Here is a 20,855-nt window from a genome sequence, read left to right on the forward strand (position 1 = left end):
CAACTCCGACCAGTTTACTGCAAATATAAAAAAACGCACAGGGATAACCGTACGTTTTTTGTATCCAGGGAGTTTAAGCTACGTATTTACACGGGATCTCCGCACGTGTACTTAGCTTCAAAATATATTCCATTGCTACTTCGTCACAATTTTCTTTACGAAGGCAAAGTTCACAATCTTTCATTACTTTTTCAGGCAAAGAGTCTTTGCTACAAAAAGTAAAACGTTGTTGTTCAAAAAAATCGGGGACACGGGTCAATACAATAACTCGGTTAAGTGCCAATTTTTTGGCTTTAGTAAGTAGGTGCTCTACAAGCTGTCTACCCTGCCCCGTCACTTTACTTTTTGGGTCTATACCCAATGAGCGTATTTCAGCAAGGCCGGTATCGTAAATGTATAACGATGCACAGCCCGACACTTTTCCATTTATTTCAGTAACTGCAAACTCGTTAATAGAGTGCACCATATCGCTTTTTGCACGAGGTAGGTTTTCGCCTACCGTTGCCCAATGCTGTATAAGTGTTGCAATTGCCTCTACATCATCTAAATTTGCATCACGTACCGTTATTTGCTGTTTTTTTTTGGCTTCTTTAACAGCATTAGTTACTTGCTCAATAGACGTCCCACCAAGCGCTTGACGCGCTTTTATACACGCATCAATTTCAAGTACTGGGTAAACATCATCTTCAAATACAGTGTTTACTGATTTGTACTGCTCAAGTGATAGCTCCTCAAGCGTTTTACCTTCGCTAATCGCAAGCTGTACAAGTACACCCACAATGTGATGCCCTTCTCTGAATGGCACACCTTTAGCAACTAAGTAATCAGCAAGCTCGGTGGCATTAGCGTGGCCGCCTTTTGCCGCTGCTAACGTTTTATCGCCATTTACTTTTACGCCTTTAATACATGCTTGCGCCATATGAATACATGCAAGCCATGTTGGCATAGCGTCAAACAGGCCTTCTTTGTCTTCTTGCATATCTTTATTGTATGCAAGTGGCAGCGCCTTTAATGTCATCATCATAGCGCTAAATGCACCAAATACACGTCCGGTTTTACCGCGAATAAGCTCGAGTGCATCAGGATTTTTTTTCTGAGGCATGAGCGATGAGCCTGACGTGACGTTATCAGCAAGCTCTATAAATCCGGCTTCACCCGAATTATAAAAAATCAGATCTTCAGACATACGAGATAAGTGAATCATCGAAATAGACGCACAACTTAAAAGATCTAACACGAAGTCACGATCAGATACGCCATCAAGGCTATTTTTTGTAGCCGCTGTAAAACCTAATCCGTGGGCTAATGCTTGGCGATCAATCGGATAAGCTGTACCTGCTAATGCACCACTGCCTAATGGGCAAAAATTCATGCGCGCTTTAGCATCTTGCAGGCGGCTTTCATCGCGCTCTAGCATTTCTACATACGCCATACACCAGTGGCTAAACAATACTGGTTGTGCGCGCTGTAAATGCGTGTAACCTGGCAATATTGTGCCAAGCTCTCGCTCTGCAAGCGCTACAAATTCGCCTTTAAGCTGTGCAATGGCATCTAATAAATGATCGGCTGTATCACGGCACCATAGTCTAAAATCGGTGGCAACTTGGTCATTACGGCTTCGGCCTGTATGTAATTTTTTAGCTAAATCACCTACTTTTTCAATTAGAGCAGCTTCAACATGTGAATGAATGTCTTCTGCACCTGAAGTAGCAACTGATTGTGGATCAGCTTTAACTTCTTCAAGTAGCTCATTTAATGCAGCAACTAATTTTGTATGCTCATCACTTGAAAGTACATTTACCTGTTCAAGTGCACCAGCCCATGCCACAGAGCCAATAATATCTTGCTCTGCTAACTGGTAGTCAAAGGGAAGAGAGTCGTTAAATTGCTTAAACGCCTCATCTGGACCCGTAGAAAAACGTCCGCCCCATAATGCCATGAAATCTCTCCAAACCCTGTAGTGCCCCTTTTATAAGGGGCTATAAATAATTTACTTTTTAGCCAATGCTGAAATTCTGCTTGAAAGCGAGAATAAACGAATAAAGCCTTCAGCGTGTGACTGGTCATATACATCATCTTCGCCAAATGTAGCAAATGCTTCGCTGTATAAGCTATTTGGTGATTGCTTTTGAACCGCAGTTACTTGACCTTTATATAGCTTAAGTACCACTTCACCTGTTGCCACTTTAGAAAGTGCTTCTGCACCGGCTAAAATAGAATCTTTAAGTGGTGTAAACCAACGTCCGTCGTACACTAAATGTGAAAATTCACCACCTAGTACTTCTTTCCATTTACGGCTTGCTTTATCAAGCACTAGCTCGTCAATGGCTTGAAGCGCAGCCATAATTACTGTGCCACCTGGTGTTTCATAACAACCGCGTGACTTCATACCTACTAAACGGTTTTCTACAATATCAACACGCCCAACGCCATGAGGTGATGCAATATCGTTTAATTTAACTAAACAGTCATATGGTTTAAGTTCTTCGCCATTTACAGCAACCACTTCGCCTTCAACAACTTTTAAAGTTACTAGTTCTGATTTATCTGGTGCTTGCTCTGGAGAGTTAGTCCAAGTCCATACTTGCTCAGTTGGTTGACACCATGGATCTTCAAGCTCACCACCTTCGTGCGAAATATGCCAAGCGTTAGCATCACGGCTATAAATTTTTGTAGCAGATGCTGAACACGGAATGTCACGCTCTGCTAAGTAATCAAGTAATGATTCACGACTCGATAAGTCCCACTCACGCCATGGCGCAATTACTTTTAAATCTGGAGCAAGGGCTGCAAAACATGATTCAAAACGAACTTGGTCATTACCTTTACCAGTACAACCATGAGAAAGTGCATCAGCACCTACTTTACGTGCAATTTCAACTTGTGCTTTAGCAATAATAGGACGCGCCATAGACGTACCTAGTAAATAAGTACCTTCGTAAATCGAGCCCGTTTTAAGTGTTGGATAAATGTAATCACTTACCATTTCATCTTTTAAATCAACTACGTAACATTCTGAAGCACCTGAAGCGATTGCTTTAGCTTCTACGCCTTCAAGTTCTTCTGCGCCTTGACCTACATCCGCTACAAACGCAACAACTTCACAACCGTAGTTTTCTTTTAACCATGGCACGATAGCCGATGTATCAAGACCACCTGAATAGGCTAAAACGACTTTTTTAATTGAACTCATAGGTGTTCCTTAACAAAATTTGGATTTAGTAATGTAACTAGCAAAGCATTTTGCGCGTGCATGCGATTCTCTGCTTGTTGAATAATTTTCGATGCTGGACCATCCATTACCTCAGAGGTAATTTCAAATTCACGGTGTGCCGGTTGGCAATGTAATACCGTAGTTGCACCGGTTTGATCTAGCAATGCCTGATTTAATTGATAAGGCATATATTTTTCTTTAACTTGCTCAAGCGGTGTTGTATCACCCATTGATACCCATGTATCTGCATATACAACGTTTGCACCAACAGCCGCTTCAACACGGTCACTTACCATCACTGATGCGCCATTCATTGCCGCTATTTGCTCTGCCTTTTTAAGGATTTGCGAATCAGGCGAGCTGCCTTTTGGCGTTACAGCAACAAAATCAGTGCCAAGCGTTGCCGCTAAAAGCATTAATGAATGAGTTACATTGTTGCCCTCACCTAAGTAAGCCACTTTAAGCTCGCTCACATCGCCGTGAACTTCTTGAAGCGTTAAAAAATCAGCAAGCGCTTGGCATGGGTGGTATAAATCACACAAACTATTTACTACCGGTACTGATGCGTATTCACCTAATGTAGTTAATGTGCTGTGCTGATTTACGCGCGCAACAATACCATCGGCCCAAGTAGAAATATTAAGTGCGAAATCTTTAATTGATTCACGTGCACCCATAGCGCCATTTTGCTGATCTAAATAAACTGCATGGCCACCAAGGCGGTTAATACCTATATCAAACGATAAGCGAGTACGTAAACTTTGTTTTTCAAACAATGTTACGATTGATTTTCCCGCTAATACATTGCTGTATTTTTCTGGTTTTGCTTTTATATCTTGCGCTAACTTTAATAAATTAAGTGCGCCTTCTTGGTCTAACTCTAAACCCGTTAAAAAATTCTCAAACATAATAAACCTATGGTGTAATCTTAGTTCCGACATGCTCGCCTTGTAGCAGAGCAGTTAAATTTTCTGGCTTTTGCCAGCTGGAAATATACACACCGCGTCGTAAATGTTGGGCAGCGTGAAGGCTGGTCTTAACTTTGACCTCCATCCCGCCCACAATTACTCCATTTGTAATTAAAGTATCAATGTGTTTTGTGTCAAGTTGATGTAACGGCTGTTTATTTTCATCAAGCACTGCTTCAACATCCGTCATAAAAATAAGCTCGGCATTTAAGTTACTAGCAATAGCCGCTGCTGCTTCATCTGCATTTACGTTGTACCAAAGCCCTTGCTCATCAAAGCCTATAGAGCTAACAATGGGTAGGCGACCGATTTTAAGTAAATCATTAACAATAGAATCGTCGTTGCTTTTACATTTACCCACCAAGCAAAGCGCTTTTAGCTTTTGAGTGGCAGTAACACCTGCCTCAAAAAGACTTAAGCCGACAGGCTTGTGCCCAGCACTAATAGCTTGAGTCATTAATTGTTTATTAGCGCAACCTGCAAGCGCACCCACTATATAAGGCATTTGCTCTGCTGGGCTAATACGTAATCCTTGGTGTTTAGCACTGGCAAAACCCGCTTGTTTTAACCATGTATCAACTAAAGCGCCACCGCCATGTACAATCACAAACTCATCATTTGTTTGCTCATTTAATACATCAAACAACGCTTTTGCTGCATTTTCTGTATTAAGTACTGCACCACCTAGTTTAATTACCCACGTTTTTTTACTCATTTAAAACGCTCCTTTTAAACCAGTGGTATGATCTAAATTCATAGAAATATTAATACACTGCAAAGCTTGTCCAGCAGCGCCTTTTAATAAGTTATCAATAGCAGACATCACAATTAACTGCGTTCCTTGTTGCTGCCAGCCAATATCAACAAATGGCTGCTTAGCTACACCTTTAATTGAAGGTACTTTATCGCCTAATAAACGAATTAATGGCTCGCTCGAAAGTACTTGATAAGCCGATGCAACGTTTTCCTTGGTAACGCCTGGCTTAAGCTGTACATAAATAGTTTCTAAAATACCGCGCGGAAAATTACCTAGATGCGGTGTAAACAACACTTTGTGGCCAAGGTGTTGTTCAATTTCAGGGCCGTGGCGATGGTTAAACAAACCATAAGGTGCAAGCGACACTTCACAAAAATGCGTTCCTACACTGGCTTTACGCCCTGCGCCTGTAACGCCCGAAACCGCATTAATAATAATACTTTCGCTGCTCAATAAGCCTGCTTGCTTAAGCGGTTTTAGCGCATTAAGCGCTGCTGTTGGGTAACAACCTGCAACAGCAATTAGCTTTGCATTAGCGATAGCATCATGGTTCCACTCAGCTAGACCGTAAGCCGCTTCATTTAAAAGCTCTGGATGTTGATGCTCAAAACCATAGTAAGTAACGTAGTCGTCATTGCTTGCTAAACGATAGCCACCAGATAAATCAAATACCTTTTTACCCATAGCTAAAAATTGCGGCGCTAGATCAACACTTACTTTGTGATCGGTACATAAGCATACGTAATCAGCATCACTTTGAATGTCATCAAAAGCTGATACGCTAAGAGGAAGTAAAGGGCAGTCTAGTAAGCCAAGGTGCTCTGGGTATAAATCACTTAGCAATTTATTTTTATCTAAGCTACCCTCAGATACATAACAGCCTGTTAAAGTTAAGTTTGGATGCTTAGCAACTAAACTTGCTAACTCTGCGCCGCTGTATCCGCTTGCGCCAATAATCACTACATTCATTTGTTACTCGTTATCTTAAAATTAATTACTACTTATCTATAATGTTCGCTTAAACTAGCTTAGACGCTAATTAAGTCTTTTTTATTAATGAATTTTGATTATCGTCGCATTATTTTCATGGCGTTACTTTTAATATATTTATGCTTAAAAAGTGAATTGATATTCATCATAAATACTTTTATATTGTTATGCAATTAAATTGAATAATAATTTTGGATTTTTTTATGCCTTTGCCTTCGTTTATTTCCATGTACCAACAATTGATTGCAGCCCCTTCTATTAGTGCTATTGAAGACAACCTGTGTATGAGCAATAAAAACGTAATTGAACTCCTAGCCAGTTGGTGCGAAACAATCGGTTTTACGTGTGAAATTATAGAATTGGAAGGAGGTAAAGGGCGCTATAATTTATTAGCAAAACGCGGAGAAGGTGATGGCGGATTAATGCTAGCTGGTCATACCGACACAGTGCCTTTTGATGACAGTCGTTGGAATCATAATCCATTTAAACTTACCGAACTCGATAACAAATTGTATGGGCTAGGAAGTATTGATATGAAAGGCTTTTTTGCTTTTGTATTACAAGCGATTAGTGAACTTGATGAAAAGCAGCAAACTCAGCCTATTTTAATTCTTGCCACCGCCGACGAAGAAACTACGATGGCTGGTGCGCAACAAATATGTAAGCACCCTAATTTAAAACCTGCGCGTTGTATAATAGGCGAACCTACTGATATGACTCCAGTATTTATGCACAAAGGCCATATGAGTACAGCAATAAGAGTGGTTGGTCGCTCTGGGCATAGCTCCGATCCCGAACGTGGTCTTAACGCCATTGAAGTAATGCATAAAGTGATTACAAAATTGATGATCTTAAAAGAACAATTAAAGCATAAGTATTCAATAAGCCACTTCGAAATCCCTTATCCAACATTAAACCTAGGTAATATTCATGGCGGCGATAACGCGAATAGAATTTGTGGTTGCTGTGAAATGCATATAGATATGCGCCCATTACCAGGTTTAAGTGTACAAGAACTACAAGCATTCGTACTCGATGCAACGAAAGAGATAAATCAGCAATACCCAAATGCGGTGAGCGTTATTGATTTACATGAACCAATACCGGCATTTAGTGGGAGCACCGACAGTGCTTTAGTAAAAATGGCTGAAAAAATAGCGGGGCAAAAAGCGGTCGCAGTAAATTACTGCACTGAAGCGCCGTTTATCCAGCAACTCGGTTGTGAAACGATTGTAATGGGCCCAGGCTCAATTAACCAAGCACACCAGCCTGATGAATTTTTAGCGATGGAAAAAATAAAACCATCACAACAAATAATCACTGATCTTATAAAAGCAAATTGCTTTAGCTAATAAGATTACAATAAAGGCGCCAATTGGCGCCTTTATTAATACAGAACTAAGGCCTAATCACCTTTAACTTCTAAGTTAATAAACTTAACTAGCTCTTCAGGTTGCCCTACTAGCATCATAACTTGTTGGTTAATTTCCATCATAGTTTTACCTTCAGGTAGCTTTGCAGACACACTGAATGAATTTAAACCTTTCGCAAAGCTAGTTAAAGCCTTTGCAATATCTTCAGTTACAGGAGCTTGTTGTAACTGTTGCTCTAGCGTCATTTCCATTTGCTCAAGCGTCATACCTTGCTTTTCAAGCTCGCTTGAGAGTAAATCTTTTAATTTACCCTGGTTATTTAAGGCAAAGCTAACATTACGCGGCTCTAATTTACTCATTGCTTGCATAACAAGTGTTTGCTGCTGTAATTCTTGCTCATACGTCAGCGGTTGATCACCCGCTTCTTGCTGCGCCTTGCTAATAGCCAATGAAGCATCCATTAACGCTTTTGAATTAGCTAAACCCATATCCATATTAAAACTAACAATGTCTTTTGCATCAAGCTTAACTACTACATCACTATTGCCAGACTCTTCATCGTAATCAAGTGATGAATGTAAGTCGTAACTTGCCGACGCTAACATTTCGTTTGTATCAGCTGGTAATTTTGATACGAAGCTTTTATCAAACTGAAAGCTTTTTACATCAAATGATGTATGTGGTGATATTTTATCCGGCTCGTAACCAGTTATTTCAATGCTTTGAATATTAGCAACATTGTCACCTTCAGGGCTTATTACTTCCATGTTTGTTATTTCTACACTCTTTGAAATAACACTTGCCGATAAACCAGCGTATTTAAATGTAGCGCCAGTTTGCTCGCTTACTAAAGCAAGTTGCTTATCTACTTCTGCACGCACTTCTTGAGTTGCTACGTAGTTTGCGTAACTAACACCACCAACGCCTGCGGCCACAAGAGCTGCAACTATAACTAATTTTTTCATGTCATTTCCTTATTTAATTCTTTCTATAAAGTGTCTCAACTTAAGAGTAACACTGAAGAACATCACCGATAAGTGTTAATTAATCAAACTAAGTAACTCATGTACGGTTTTTACAGGGGTAATTTTAGCGCCTAGCCCTTCCATCGATTTATGGTAATTGCGAAATGGAATATATATTTCTGTAAAACCATGTTGTGCAGCCTCTTTAACACGCGGTACACCACTGTCTATTGGGCGTACATCGCCGTTTAAGCTAAGTTCTCCCATAATACACGTGGTACGAGGTACAACAAATTCGTTTAAACTGCTAAGTAACGCGGTTACTAATGCTAAATCGATGCAGGTTTCTGTCTCATCAATTCTTAAACCACCCACAATATTAAAAAACGTATCGTGAAATATTTTAGTTTTAGTATGCTTACGTAATATACCGGTCAGCATTTTTATACGATTCATATTTAAACCAACACAAACACGCTGCGGAAATTCAGCTTCTGTTTCGGTAGTTAAACATTGAATCTCAAGCAATAAATTACGATTCCCTTTACGAATACAGGTAATAGTAGAGCCAGGTGAGTCGGTGGTTGAACCCGATAAAAATATTTCACTTGGATTATCAACGCTTAACATTCCACGTTCACACATTTTAAAAATGCCAACAGTATCAATATCACCAAAGCGGTTTTTATTTGCCCTAAGGGTTCGTATTTGCCCATCGTTGGTATCTATGTGTAAAAGCGCATCAACAATATGTACAAGTGTTTGAGGGCCTGCTATTTCGTTATTTTTATTTACGTGAGCAATAATGAACATGGTTACATCATTTTGCTTACAGTACTGAGTTAATGCTTGGGCGGCGCTTTTTACTTGCGAAGGCGAACCTGGGCTACCATTTGCCGTATCGGTTACAACAGCTTGAATAGAGTCAATAACAGCAAACTTAATTTTATTTTTCTCGAGCTCTTCGATGATGGTTTCAACGCTCGTTTCTGAAAGTAAATAAAGCTCGTCCGGGTTATAGTTTAACTTTAAACGATTTACCCTGTTTTTAAACTGCGATAAAGATTCTTCTGCCGTACAGTAAAGTGACGGCATCCGCTGAGACATTCTGGCAACTAAGTCAGATAGCAAAGTTGTCTTACCCGCCCCCGGATCGCCCGAAATTATATTAACAGAGCCAGTAGTCACCCCGCCGCTTAGTACGCGATCAAGCTCGCCGATTTCAGTTAGCTGCTTTTCAGCCTCTGATGTAGCAATATCATTGATTTTTTTAGAACCACCACCAACACCACCAGCATAACCACCAACGTTTGATCGTATTGATGCTTTTTTACTATGCCCTGCTGAAGGCTTAAATTCCGCTAATGTGTTCCACGCACCGCAGCGACATTGACCCTGCCAACGTTGATAGTTCATGCCACATTCGGTACAAACAAATTCTACTTTTGCCGCTTTAGCCATTGATAACTTTACCTACTATTCTTTAAATTAAAAAAATTCTTACTATTAGGCGCTTATTTTGCCATTTCAAGCATTTACTTAGCAACAAACTCTTGCCTGCTTAAAAATCTAGCGTCACAATCAATAAATACACATGGTGTTTCTTTTTAGCTATAATTTAGGGCATACTTTTTGCTTTGTAATAGTTTAAAGTAACTTGCCAATAAAATGGCAAATAACACATACATAACAAGAGCTAAACAGTAGTAACTCAAATGATTGTACCTATATTAATAACATAGCGCGATTTAACGTTTATTGAACTTCTAATAAATGGACTTAACAGTATACCTACTTTTTCAATTAGACGGTGATGGTTTTATAAATGGCTGATGACATAATGCTCAAACACGAAGACCTCGTGAATGAGTTAAAAACATATTTAGGCAACGCTAAATTTGATCTAATTTTCAAATCAAAAACCGCAGGGTTAACTAAACCTGAGCAATTTTTAATGAAAATGGAAATGTCGCGTTTATCTCAGCCAGTGGCACGTTTTGTTGATCTTCGCGGATTAGTGACAGGCCAAGTAAAACCATATGAGCATAACGGCAAGCAACACTTTATGGATGACACAGCCATTGAAGTGTTTGAAAAAGCGCTTAAACAACATGGTGAATACACCTTAGCTGTTTACGAAGCCGTAATGAATACAGAAAATAACCACCGCGTATTACAAAAACAAGCAGCCGAAAAATCAGAGTTACAAGAGTTAGAAAATAACTTAAACACTGAAGTAATTAAGTTTGCCTCTTACGAGAGCCGCCGTGAAGAACGGATGAATTACTCAATAAAAGTAACGATTGATTACAAAGATAAAAAGAACATTGCTGCTAGCACCTCAGATATATCTTTAAGCGGTTGTAAAGTTAAGCTTGCAACGCGCTACTCTATAAAAAAAGGCGAACTCATCGCAATGCGCTTAGTAGGCCTTGAGCAAGACTTTGAACTTGGCCTAAAAAACGGTATTCAATACGAAGTTGTTGCAGTAGAAAATATCTCTCGTGAATTTAATCACATCCGCTTAAAGCGCACTTATATAGAAAACAACGATGCCTTTAATGACTTTTTAGAAAGTTTTATTCATGGTAATAAGCGTCGTTATAAAGTAAATCTAGATAATACGCTCGATGCTGTAGTATCAAAGGGGTATGAGCAGTACTACATTCCTCGCGTAACGTCTTTATATGTGTTTTTAAGTAAAAAAGATGAGCAATATTACCCAAGCCTTAGCCTTACCACTGAAAATAATATTTTTATTCAGCGCTACTTTACCGATGAAAGAAAAATACCGTGTTTGTACAATATACTTAATCATCAGCGTATTACACAATTACTAACTCAAATTACCGCAGTAAAAGAAGATTACCTCTATACATTTACACATATATCATCAGGTAAAATTTATTACTACTCAGCGACGCGTACAGAGTTAAATAACAACCCTAAATTACGTGATCTATTTTTAGGTTTTGGTAGCCAAAAAGAGAGCTGGCAGTGCTTTAAAATACAAGTAATGCCAAGTCATCCAGATGATTCTTTTATACCGCTTTCACTACCTAATAGTGCCGGTGAAAATATAGAAAAATTAAATAAGCCGCCTTCACCTCGTGTAAAAGGCCTTATAAAAGATGTTAAGTATATTGTTGTACTTACAAATATTGGCAATAAAGCTGAACAAGCAAATTATAAACAACTTACTTTTGATAAAGCATTAGTAAATCAGCTCAAGCACTTTGGCCACGCAAAACACAAAACACCACCCTACTTAGATATTGTGCCACTTGAATACGTAAATTTACGCTCGCATAAGCGCTACCTTTATAAAACACCAGTTAGTGTCACTATTAATGATGAGGTATTTAACGGCTATACACGTGACTTTTCGGTAATGGGTTTGCAGTTAGAGTGCGAACAACCTGCCACATTTAAAAAAGGTGATATAGTACTTTTAGCATTCCCTGAACTTCAAAAAATAACTAAAAAGCATAAGCTTAGTGAACTAAAGTACGAAGTAATGGCCATCAGTAAGTCATTTACTACTATTAACCTAAAAGCAAATCGTATTGCTGATTTACCCCATGCTGGCGTGACCTTTTTCACTCAGCTAATAGAAGGTAATAAAGACAAACTTAAAGTATCTGAAGAAGCACCTAAAGTAGAAGGCTTATCTACCGCACTTAGAAATATGGTTACAAAAAGCGTTTGCCAATTTCCGCTATATTTACACAAAGAAGCTGCACACTTTAAAACCGGCGCAATTGGATATGGGTTATACGCCAGCCCTATGCACGTGATTTTGCAAAACTTTGGTTTATTAAGTAACAAAACTGACTTTTCGAGCATTCTGACCGAAGAGCAAATTATTAATGTAATAACACCAAATATTAAAGATCGCAGCCGCCAAGATGCACCGCTTGCTTTTACACTTGCTATTAACTTCGATCCTCGAAAAGGCAGTATTGAAGAGGCTATTGTTAGCCAATGCGCTTTAGGTGAAGACTACTCAAGCTTTTATAAACAAATTAGTAAAGGTATTACATCGCAACTTATATTCGTAATGCGTTTGTATATATCGCGCACAGGTCGCCCCGATACTGATTATCTTTCTAATGAGCTAAAATACGTAAGTCAGTACGCAATGCACAAAGCTAAAGATTTAGAAGAAGCCTTATGGGCCGTAGCTGGTGTAGGTGATGTAGTAGATATAACTGAAGAAGCGCTAAGCCATTTAGAACTAAAAAAAGAGCAAGTAGCACAAATGAGCCGCCGTAAGCTAATTTGGTTAAACCGCTTACGTTAAGCGGTTTAACTTAATTTATTTTAAAGTGTTGGTTGTTTTTCTAACGGAATAGCCAACATATACAACAATTGCAATAATGACCCATCACAAATAGCCGCCTGTGCTTGCTCAACCACTTTTGGCTTACCATGTACGGCCACACCTAGGCCAGCTTTTGCCATCATTACTAAATCATTTGCGCCATCCCCAATAGCTACAGTTTGTGCTTTTTTAAGCCCTAGCTTTTGCTGAAGTACCTCTAAAACGACCGCTTTTTGCTGCGCATCGACAATCGTACCCAGTACTTTACCTGTTAGCTTGTCGTCTTTAAATTCGAGCTCATTAGCGTGCACTTCATCTAAATTAATCAGCTCTTGTACACGCTCTGCAAAAGGCACAAAACCACCTGAGGCAATCGCCAAATACCACTTATGTTGCTTTAAAATTTGGCACAGTATTTTAATACCAGGCATCAATGGTAATGTACTTTTCAGCTCTTCAATTAAGCTTTTTTCAATACCTTCAAGCTTAGCTACACGCTGATATAAACTCTCACTAAAATCAAGTTTACCCGCCATTGCAAGTGCAGTTACAGAGGCAACTTCATCGTATACGTTCGCAAGGCGTGCTATTTCGTCTATGCACTCAATAGTTATTGCAGTTGAGTCCATATCCATAACCAATAAACCTGGCTCATATAAATTAGGCGGCGTATCAACTTGCACTAATTGACAATCAAGCGTGTTTGAAAATTCTTGTAGTACTAACGGGTTTATAGTTTTATCTGCATTTTGCGCGTAAAAACACAGTGCTGGTGCAAGCCCTAAATCAGGTTGGTATTGGCATATAGCGGTGATGTTTTGGTTATGTGTCGCTAAAAAGTCAACAATATTGGCAATGTGTTTTTCTTCAAAATCACCCGCAAATGCGATGCTAAATAACCCTAATGCTTTGTTTGGAATATAATCGAGAGGTGTAGATACACCACCACTATAGCTAAACCATTTATTTAGAGTTAAGTGTTGTAATGGTTGCTCAGCAGCTTGCTGTGCCATGTTGATTTGCGACATGGGATCTCCGTGTTTATTTTTATTTTCCTGATAGTTGGCATCTCAAAACTGCTATTCTCAACACTAAATTCGCCATCAGGTGGGGTTTAAGGTTATAGTTAGTGTAGTTGTAACATCAAATCAAAATGCTGTCAGTAGCATAAACGGTGACTATGAAAAATAACCATATTAAAAACCCTATAAGCGCATCCCAAAGAAAGCGACTCGTTCGCTTAATTCTTGCGGCTGGCTGTTTTGTATTACTAAGCTGGGTGGGTGTTAATAGTAGTTTTCAGAGCCACCAGTTACTTTACGATAGCGCCGACAGCACCGCCAAAAGCCTCACTCAGTTTATGGCTTTAAATGTTAAAACACCTTTAATCGAAAAAAATAAACCCCAGCTCAATGCAATTTGTAACGATATAAGTAAAGATGAGTTCGTGCTTTCGGCCACTATTTACGATCAACAGGGTATTTTATTAGCCAGTAGCGACAATTGGCAGTCGCATCATGTTTATGGTCAACTTTCTGATTCTACCCCCGGAATAAGTAAGTTAAAAACACCTTTTATGGAACCTGTTATAAGCGATGATGACCGCCCTATAGGTTTTGTATCTATTACTTATTTAACTCGCGCTGCAATATCCGACAGCCATAATCATTTTCATGACTTAGGCAGACAGGTTTTATTAATGCTAGTGATTGCTTGTATTTTTACGTGGCAGTTAGGCCGTGGATTAAAGCGCTGGCAGGTAAATCGTTATATGCAAAAAACATCTGAACAAGAATCATAAAGTTGCTTTGCAAGCGTCTCTTTTTCGCTGTGTGGCTTTAAATCACATAGTGCGTCAAACACATCAGGTATATGCAATGGCGTGTTAACCTTCCCTTGGTAGCCACTTAACGGCATTGAAGGTGAATCCGTTTCAAGCACTAAGTGCTCGGGCTCAATAGCGGCAATAACAGCACGGGTTTTAGCTGCACGTTGATAGGTAATAACACCGCCTACGCCAAGCTTAAAGCCCTGTTTGATATAATACTTCGCTTGTTGGATTGAACCTGAAAATGCATGAATCACTCCCCCATTTTTTGGCTTACAACGTTTAAACGCTTGCGCAATTAAATCATGGCTTTGCCTGTGATGTACAATGAGCGGTAAGCTTAGCTCATTAGAAAGCCCTATTTGCTGTTCAAATAAATAAGTTTGTTTAGAGAGGTTTTCAATGCTTCTATCAAGCCCACACTCACCAATGGCCACTAACTGATGCTTATTTGTAGTTGCAAACTCGAATAACGCTTCTATGTGCAATTCTTTATGTTGATCTAAGAAGTAAGGATGTAGCCCTGCCGCTATTTTTATACTTGGATAGGTTGCTTTGAGCTCTATAAGAGTATGCGATTGAGCAAGCGTAATACCCGGTACAACAAACTGATTAACTCCCTTTGCGACACACTCGGTTATGAGCGATTCACGACTTGAATCAAACTCACTAAAATCGAGGTGGCAATGAGAGTCAATAAATTGCACGGTTACTTACTCATCTATTTATTAAGGATTTAAGCGTGTAATTTGCCAGCTGTTATCTGCTTGGCGCTGATACATAAAACGGTCATGTAAACGATGCGCCCCACCTTGCCAAAACTCAATTTTAGTGGGCACTACACAATAACCGCCCCAAAAATCAGGTAATGGAATTTCACCTTTAGCAAACTTGTTTTTCATATTAGCAAAGGTTTCCATTAGTACTTTACGTGATGACACCGGACGGCTTTGCGCTGATGCCCACGCTGCTAATTGGCTTTCTTTAGGACGAGATAAAAAGTACTTTGCCACAGCAGAAGTTGGTAATGGTTTAGCCTCGCCATAAACAATAACTTGGCGTTCCATGTGATGCCAAGGAAAGTGCAAGGAAATTTTGTTATTGCCTTTAAGCTCCTGCGCTTTACGCGAACCTGTATTGGTAAAAAATACAAAGCCGTTATCATCCAGGTGCTTTAAAAGTACTATACGCTGTGAAGGCTGACCGGTTTCATCAACAGTTGCTACAACCATCGCTGTTGGATCGGGTAATTGGCTTGCTACAGCATGCTCAAGCCATGTTTCAAACTGCTTGAATGGGTCATCTTGCAAGTTATCTTCGCTTAACGCGTCTTGCAGGTATTCACGGCGGATATCTTCGAGTTTCATAACAAATCCTTTAAATAAAGACTTAGAAAAGAGCTTAGAGTAGCGAGCTTAAAACAATAGATATTGAGTAGTAACAAATATTAAGATTCAGGTATATGTGATAGCAATAACACCGAGTCTCGGGTGTATTCCATAGCAGTAAACATAGAGTCTCAGGTGTATCGTTGGGTTTCGTTTCACTCAACCCAACCTACAACGCAAACTACACAGCTCAGATATCTGCAAGTGTAGGAGTGCTAGCAAGGCGGTAAAACTATTTATGCCAAGGAGCATACGGTTTGTATGTGACTTAGGCTAAATAGTTTTACCAACGCAGCTAAAGCGAACTACACGCAGCAGAAGGTGATTACATTTGCTCCATGACTTCAATGCCGAGTAAGTCTAATCCCGTTTCTAATGTTCTTGAAACCAAATTACACAACACTAAACGGCTATCGCGCACGCCTGGCTCTACGCCTTCTTTAAGTACTGGGCAGGCTTCGTAAAATGTCATGTATAAGCTTGCAAGCTCGTATAAGTAACCACATAGTACGTGCGGTGTTGCTTCGCTGATCATTAAATCAAGTACTTCTTCGAGCTGTAGTAGCTTAAGTGCAAGTGCTTTTTCTTGAGGCTCAACAATTGCAACGTCTGAATTTAATGTAGCAGCATCAACGCCTGACTTACGGAAAATACTGCGTACGCGTGTATAAGCATATTGTAAGTAAGGAGCGGTTGCGCCTTCAAAACTTAGCATGCTGTCCCAGTTAAAAATGTAATCACTGGTACGGTGCTTAGAAAGGTCGGCATATTTAACTGCGCCAATACCTACTTTACGGGCAATTTCGCTGCGATCGCTATCACTTAAATCAGACTCACGTTCAGCTAATTTTGCTGCTGCGCGGTTAATTGACTCTTCTAATAAATCAGCAAGTTTTACTGTGCCGCCAGTACGCGTTTTAAATGGTTTATTATCGGCGCCCATCATGGTGCCAAACGGGCAAAACTCGTAGCTTGTTTCGTCTCTTAATAAACCAGCTTTACGCGCTGTTAGCTCTACTTGGTTAAAGTGTAGATTTTGACGTGCATCTACAAAAATTAAGATGCGATCAGCACCTAATTTATTTGAACGGTAGTCACATGCAGCTAAATCTGTTGTTGCATATAAAAAACCACCGCCAGATTTTTGTACGATAAACGCTGATGGCTCGCCATCTTTATTAGCTAGCTCATCTAAAAACACCACTTGCGCGCCTTGCGACTCTACGGCAATGTTTTTATCTTTAAGTAGGCTAATAATATCGTTAAGCTCTGCATTGTATGCGCTTTCAGCCATAATATCGGCTTGAGTAAGCGTTACATTTAAACGCTTGTATACTTCTTCAGAGTGTTTAACTGAGGTGGCTATAAATAGTTTCCAAAGTTTTTCACAATGCGCATCACCGCCTTGTAATTTAACAACGTAGTCACGTGCTTTATCTGCAAAGCCTTCTTCGTCGTCAAAGCGTTTTTTAGCATCGCGGTAAAAAGTTTCTAAATCAGCAAGCGCAACAGTATCTAAGTCAACGCCTTGGCTAATTTGATCTTCTAAATGCGCGATTAACATACCAAATTGCGTACCCCAATCACCCATGTGATTTTGACGTACAACCGTATCGCCTCTAAATTCAAGCGCACGTACAATTGAGTCACCAATAATAGTTGAACGTAAATGACCTACGTGCATTTCTTTAGCTAGGTTTGGTGATGAATAATCAACAACAACTTTTTGTGGCTTAGCGTGCTCGTTTACAGCTAGTTTTGCATCATTGTTAGCCGCTTTAACGCTTTGCGCTAAAAACTCAGGCTTTAAATGGATATTAATAAAACCAGGACCCGCAATTTCAGTCTTTTGTGCAATATCGCTTACATCAAGGTTATCAATAATTTTTTGTGCAAGCTCACGTGGATTGCTTTTCATTTTTTTAGCTGCGCCCATGGCTGCATTAATTTGGTAATCACCAAATTGTGGACGCGTGCTTTGCGTTACTGCCGGGTTTGTATCTTCAGGTAAGCCTGCACCGACCATAGCTGCAATGGCTTTTTCAATTAAAATAGTACGAATATTCATATTTTTTTACCTTTATAAACCCGCCAAAGCAGGTTTTCTTTTAATTCTTGTAAATGAGCTCTAGTTTTCGCGTGTATGGCTAAACGTTACTTCTGGGTAACGCTCGACCGATAAGTTAAGGTTTACACGACTCGGCGCAATGTAAGTTAAGTTATCACCGCCATCGAGTGCTAAATTGCTTTCGCATTTACGTTTAAATTCTTCAAACTTTTTAACGTCATCACTGCTTACCCAGCGTGCCGTATTCACGTTTACGCCTTCATAAATAGCATCAACGTTATATTCTGCTTTTAAACGCGCTACAACCACATCAAACTGAAGTACGCCTACCGCGCCTACTATTAAGTCGTTATTAATAAGTGGTCTAAATACCTGTACAGCACCTTCTTCAGAAAGCTGTACTAAACCTTTTAACAATTGCTTTTGCTTAAGCGGATCGCGAAGGCGAATACGACGAAATAGTTCAGGGGCGAAGTTAGGAATACCACTAAATTTAAGTTTTTCGCCTTGCGTGAACGTATCACCAATTTGAATTGTACCGTGGTTATGCAAGCCAATAATGTCGCCAGCGAAAGCATCTGCGGCACGTTCACGATCGCCCGCCATAAAGGTTACCGCATCAGAAATGCTCACTTGCTTGCCAATTCGCACGTGATTCATTTTCATGCCTTGGCTGTACTTACCCGATACAATACGCATAAATGCAATACGGTCACGGTGTTTAGGGTCCATGTTGGCCTGAATTTTAAATACAAACCCGGTAAAGTTTTCTTCAGTTGCAACAATTAGTCTATCTTCGGTTTCACGTGGTAATGGCGTTGGCGCCCACTTAGTTAAACCATCTAACACGTGATCAACACCAAAGTTACCAAGTGCGGTACCGTAATAAACTGGCGAAAGCTCACCGGCTAAAAACAGATCTAAATCAAATTCGTTGGACGCACCAATAACAAGCTCAAGCTCATCGCGTAACTGCGCAGCTAAGTCTTCACCAATGGCAATATCTAATTCTGGATTATCAAGGCCTTTAATTGTGCGAACATCTTGAATTTTATGACCTTGGCCCGTTTTATATAAAACAGCTTCATCATTATGAATGTGATAAACACCTTTGAACTCTTTACCACAACCAATTGGCCAAGTAATGGGTGCACAGGCAATATTTAGCTCTGTTTCAACTTCGTCCAGCACTTCCATTGGGTCGCGAATATCACGGTCACATTTGTTCATAAACGTAACAATAGGTGTGGTACGCAGGCGTGTAACTTCCATTAGCTTACGGGTACGGTCTTCTACACCTTTAGCCGCATCAATAACCATTAAGCACGAATCTACTGCTGTTAATGTACGGTACGTATCTTCAGAGAAATCTTCGTGTCCTGGCGTATCAAGTAAATTAACAAGTGCGTCGTTATATGGAAATTGCATTACAGAAGTAGTAACTGATATACCACGCTCTTTTTCCATTTCCATCCAGTCAGATTTAGCATGCTGGTTAGAGCCGCGACCTTTTACAGTACCAGCTCTTTGAATAGCTTGTCCGAATAACAATACTTTTTCGGTAATCGTTGTTTTACCAGCATCCGGATGAGAGATGATAGCAAAGGTCCTTCGCTTGCTGATTTCATTGATAATAGTCTGGTCTGCCATTGATAAATTCTTTTAGTTTATATGCGGGGTTGAATGCATTTTAATAAGCGTCTGCGAGTAAACCCGTTATGTTGATCGTAATTAACTACTATTCTCGCTGATTTTCACGTTGCAAACAGCTGATAATAAAGCGTCAATAGTTGATTTTTTAATAATGGCAATTGTAACAGGAGTCGGTATAAAAGTGTGCTATCTACTTAAAAATATCTTAGCTTTAAAATAAATGTGTACAGCGAGCGATATTTAAACGACCTACAATTTAGTCGTAGATCGTTTAAATAAAAATGAGTAGTTACTTAACAACATCAATAGTAGGTACAACCGACATTCCAACACGTAGTTGACTAAGTAAAGGCTGCTTAGCATCTAAACTAATCTTTACCGGTAGGCGCTGCGCTATTTTAGTAAAGTTGCCTGTTGCATTATGCGCACCAATAGTGGAGTAACTTACACCACTTGCTGGACTTAGACTGTCAACGTGTCCTTTTAATGTCACGCCTGGCAATGCATCAACTTTAATTTCAACCTGTTGACCAACTTTTACATTAGCTAGTTGTGTTTCTCTATAATTTGCACTTATAAACACTTTATCCAGTGGCACAATAACGAGAAGTGGCTTACCTGGGCTTACAAAGCCACCTACACGCACAGCCTTTTGACCAACAATACCGCTAACAGGTGCTTTAATTTTTGTGTAAGAGAGCTTTAATAATGCTTCTTCTAATGAGGCATTTGACTGAGCTAATAATGCTTTTGCTTTATCTTGATCAGCATTTAAAATAGCTGTTTGCTGCTTTGCTGCAACTAGTGCTGCTTCTTTTTTATGTAAGTTAGCTTTTTGAATTGCTAGCTTTGCTTGTGCTTCTTGAAGCGCTTGAACAGTGCCCGAGCCATCAGACGCTAAATTACTGTATCGAGTTAGATTTACATTTGCTAATTCAAGCCCTGCTTTTTCAGCTTCAATACCGGCCTCTGCTTGTAATATTACAGACTCCTGATAAATAATTTTTGCTTTTAGGCTTTTAATATTTGCCTGTGCACTATTAACCCGTGCTTTAGCTGCGTCAATAGCAACTACATAATCGCGGTCATCAATCGTTGCTAACACATCGCCTTTTTCTACACGCTGATTATCTTTAATTAATACCTCATTTATGACACCTGATATTTTAGGCGATACAAACGTAAAGTCGGCTTGTATATATGCGTCATCTGTTGTTTGCGTTGAAGCCGATGACTCTGGTGTATTTAAATAAACAATACTACCTGCAACAACAGCAAATAAGGTTGCTACCACGGTAAATTTAACTGCTTTTGATAATGCCATAAT

16 protein-coding genes are annotated in these 20,855 nt (G+C 39.6%); 3 read left to right on the plus strand and 13 right to left on the minus strand.

Annotated features, from left to right (window positions below):
* Nucleotides 1–73 precede the first annotated feature (73 nt).
* Genes argH through argC form a run of 5 tightly spaced genes read right to left on the minus strand, consistent with a single transcriptional unit; the run spans nucleotide 74 to nucleotide 5,908 of the window.
* Entirely contained in the window at nucleotides 74–1,939 is a 1,866-nt protein-coding gene (argH, locus tag H5088_RS17070; protein WP_002958762.1) for an argininosuccinate lyase, read from the minus strand.
* Between the two features lie 51 nt (nucleotides 1,940–1,990).
* Nucleotides 1,991–3,193, minus strand: coding sequence for an argininosuccinate synthase (locus tag H5088_RS17075; protein ID WP_007377844.1), 1,203 nt, complete (start codon nucleotides 3,191–3,193; stop codon nucleotides 1,991–1,993).
* The gene (locus H5088_RS17080) at nucleotides 3,190–4,122 is read right to left on the minus strand and encodes an ornithine carbamoyltransferase (protein ID WP_002958764.1); all 933 of its coding nucleotides are present in this window, start codon (nucleotides 4,120–4,122) and stop codon (nucleotides 3,190–3,192) included. Before H5088_RS17080 ends, H5088_RS17075 begins: the two co-directional genes overlap by 4 nt.
* Before the next feature lie 7 nt (nucleotides 4,123–4,129).
* Entirely contained in the window at nucleotides 4,130–4,897 is a 768-nt protein-coding gene (gene argB, locus H5088_RS17085; protein WP_002958765.1) for an acetylglutamate kinase, read from the minus strand.
* Nucleotides 4,898–5,908, minus strand: a complete 1,011-nt coding sequence (gene argC / locus H5088_RS17090) for an N-acetyl-gamma-glutamyl-phosphate reductase (RefSeq protein ID WP_024596072.1) — start codon at nucleotides 5,906–5,908, stop codon at nucleotides 4,898–4,900.
* A gap of 224 nt (nucleotides 5,909–6,132) precedes the next feature.
* Between argC and argE the strand changes: the two genes are divergently transcribed.
* Nucleotides 6,133–7,281 carry an acetylornithine deacetylase gene (argE, locus tag H5088_RS17095; RefSeq protein WP_182753889.1) on the plus strand — a complete coding sequence of 383 codons (1,149 nt, stop codon included), beginning with the start codon at nucleotides 6,133–6,135 and terminating at the stop codon, nucleotides 7,279–7,281.
* 53 nt (nucleotides 7,282–7,334) lie between these two features.
* Here the strand turns inward: argE and H5088_RS17100 are convergent, their stop codons facing one another.
* Together H5088_RS17100 and radA are read right to left on the minus strand one after the other, a co-directional pair.
* Nucleotides 7,335–8,267 carry a hypothetical protein gene (locus tag H5088_RS17100; protein WP_182753891.1) on the minus strand — a complete coding sequence of 311 codons (933 nt, stop codon included), beginning with the start codon at nucleotides 8,265–8,267 and terminating at the stop codon, nucleotides 7,335–7,337.
* A 75-nt stretch (nucleotides 8,268–8,342) separates the two neighbouring features.
* On the minus strand, nucleotides 8,343–9,728 hold the full coding sequence (radA, locus tag H5088_RS17105; RefSeq protein ID WP_076923598.1) for a DNA repair protein RadA: 1,386 nt from the start codon (nucleotides 9,726–9,728) through the stop codon (nucleotides 8,343–8,345).
* Between the two features lie 364 nt (nucleotides 9,729–10,092).
* Between radA and H5088_RS17110 the strand changes: the two genes are divergently transcribed.
* Entirely contained in the window at nucleotides 10,093–12,570 is a 2,478-nt protein-coding gene (locus tag H5088_RS17110) for a PilZ domain-containing protein (RefSeq protein WP_024596075.1), read from the plus strand.
* 20 nt (nucleotides 12,571–12,590) lie between these two features.
* On the opposite strand, the gene serB is transcribed toward H5088_RS17110, so the two are convergent.
* Nucleotides 12,591–13,619 carry a phosphoserine phosphatase SerB gene (serB, locus tag H5088_RS17115; RefSeq protein ID WP_182753893.1) on the minus strand — a complete coding sequence of 343 codons (1,029 nt, stop codon included), beginning with the start codon at nucleotides 13,617–13,619 and terminating at the stop codon, nucleotides 12,591–12,593.
* 152 nt (nucleotides 13,620–13,771) lie between these two features.
* Between serB and H5088_RS17120 the strand changes: the two genes are divergently transcribed.
* Nucleotides 13,772–14,392, plus strand: a complete 621-nt coding sequence (locus H5088_RS17120; RefSeq protein ID WP_002958772.1) for an AhpA/YtjB family protein — start codon at nucleotides 13,772–13,774, stop codon at nucleotides 14,390–14,392.
* Here the strand turns inward: H5088_RS17120 and H5088_RS17125 are convergent.
* From H5088_RS17125 to H5088_RS17145, 5 genes are all read right to left on the minus strand, one after another.
* Nucleotides 14,359–15,126 carry a TatD family hydrolase gene (locus tag H5088_RS17125; protein WP_182753895.1) on the minus strand — a complete coding sequence of 256 codons (768 nt, stop codon included), beginning with the start codon at nucleotides 15,124–15,126 and terminating at the stop codon, nucleotides 14,359–14,361. The two genes, H5088_RS17120 and H5088_RS17125, sit on opposite strands and share 34 nt — an antisense overlap.
* 21 nt (nucleotides 15,127–15,147) lie before the next feature.
* A complete protein-coding gene (gene pdxH / locus H5088_RS17130; RefSeq protein ID WP_002958774.1) occupies nucleotides 15,148–15,786 on the minus strand; it encodes a pyridoxamine 5'-phosphate oxidase in 639 nt (212 codons plus the stop codon).
* A gap of 346 nt (nucleotides 15,787–16,132) precedes the next feature.
* On the minus strand, nucleotides 16,133–17,875 hold the full coding sequence (gene argS / locus H5088_RS17135) for an arginine--tRNA ligase (protein WP_182753897.1): 1,743 nt from the start codon (nucleotides 17,873–17,875) through the stop codon (nucleotides 16,133–16,135).
* 60 nt (nucleotides 17,876–17,935) lie between these two features.
* Nucleotides 17,936–19,525, minus strand: a complete 1,590-nt coding sequence (gene prfC, locus H5088_RS17140; RefSeq protein ID WP_002958776.1) for a peptide chain release factor 3 — start codon at nucleotides 19,523–19,525, stop codon at nucleotides 17,936–17,938.
* Between the two features lie 292 nt (nucleotides 19,526–19,817).
* On the minus strand, nucleotides 19,818–20,852 hold the full coding sequence (locus H5088_RS17145; protein ID WP_182753899.1) for an HlyD family secretion protein: 1,035 nt from the start codon (nucleotides 20,850–20,852) through the stop codon (nucleotides 19,818–19,820).
* Nucleotides 20,853–20,855 lie beyond the last annotated feature (3 nt).

The organism is Pseudoalteromonas sp. SR43-3 (assembly GCF_014163875.1).
In the GTDB taxonomy this organism is placed as follows: domain Bacteria; phylum Pseudomonadota; class Gammaproteobacteria; order Enterobacterales; family Alteromonadaceae; genus Pseudoalteromonas; species Pseudoalteromonas distincta.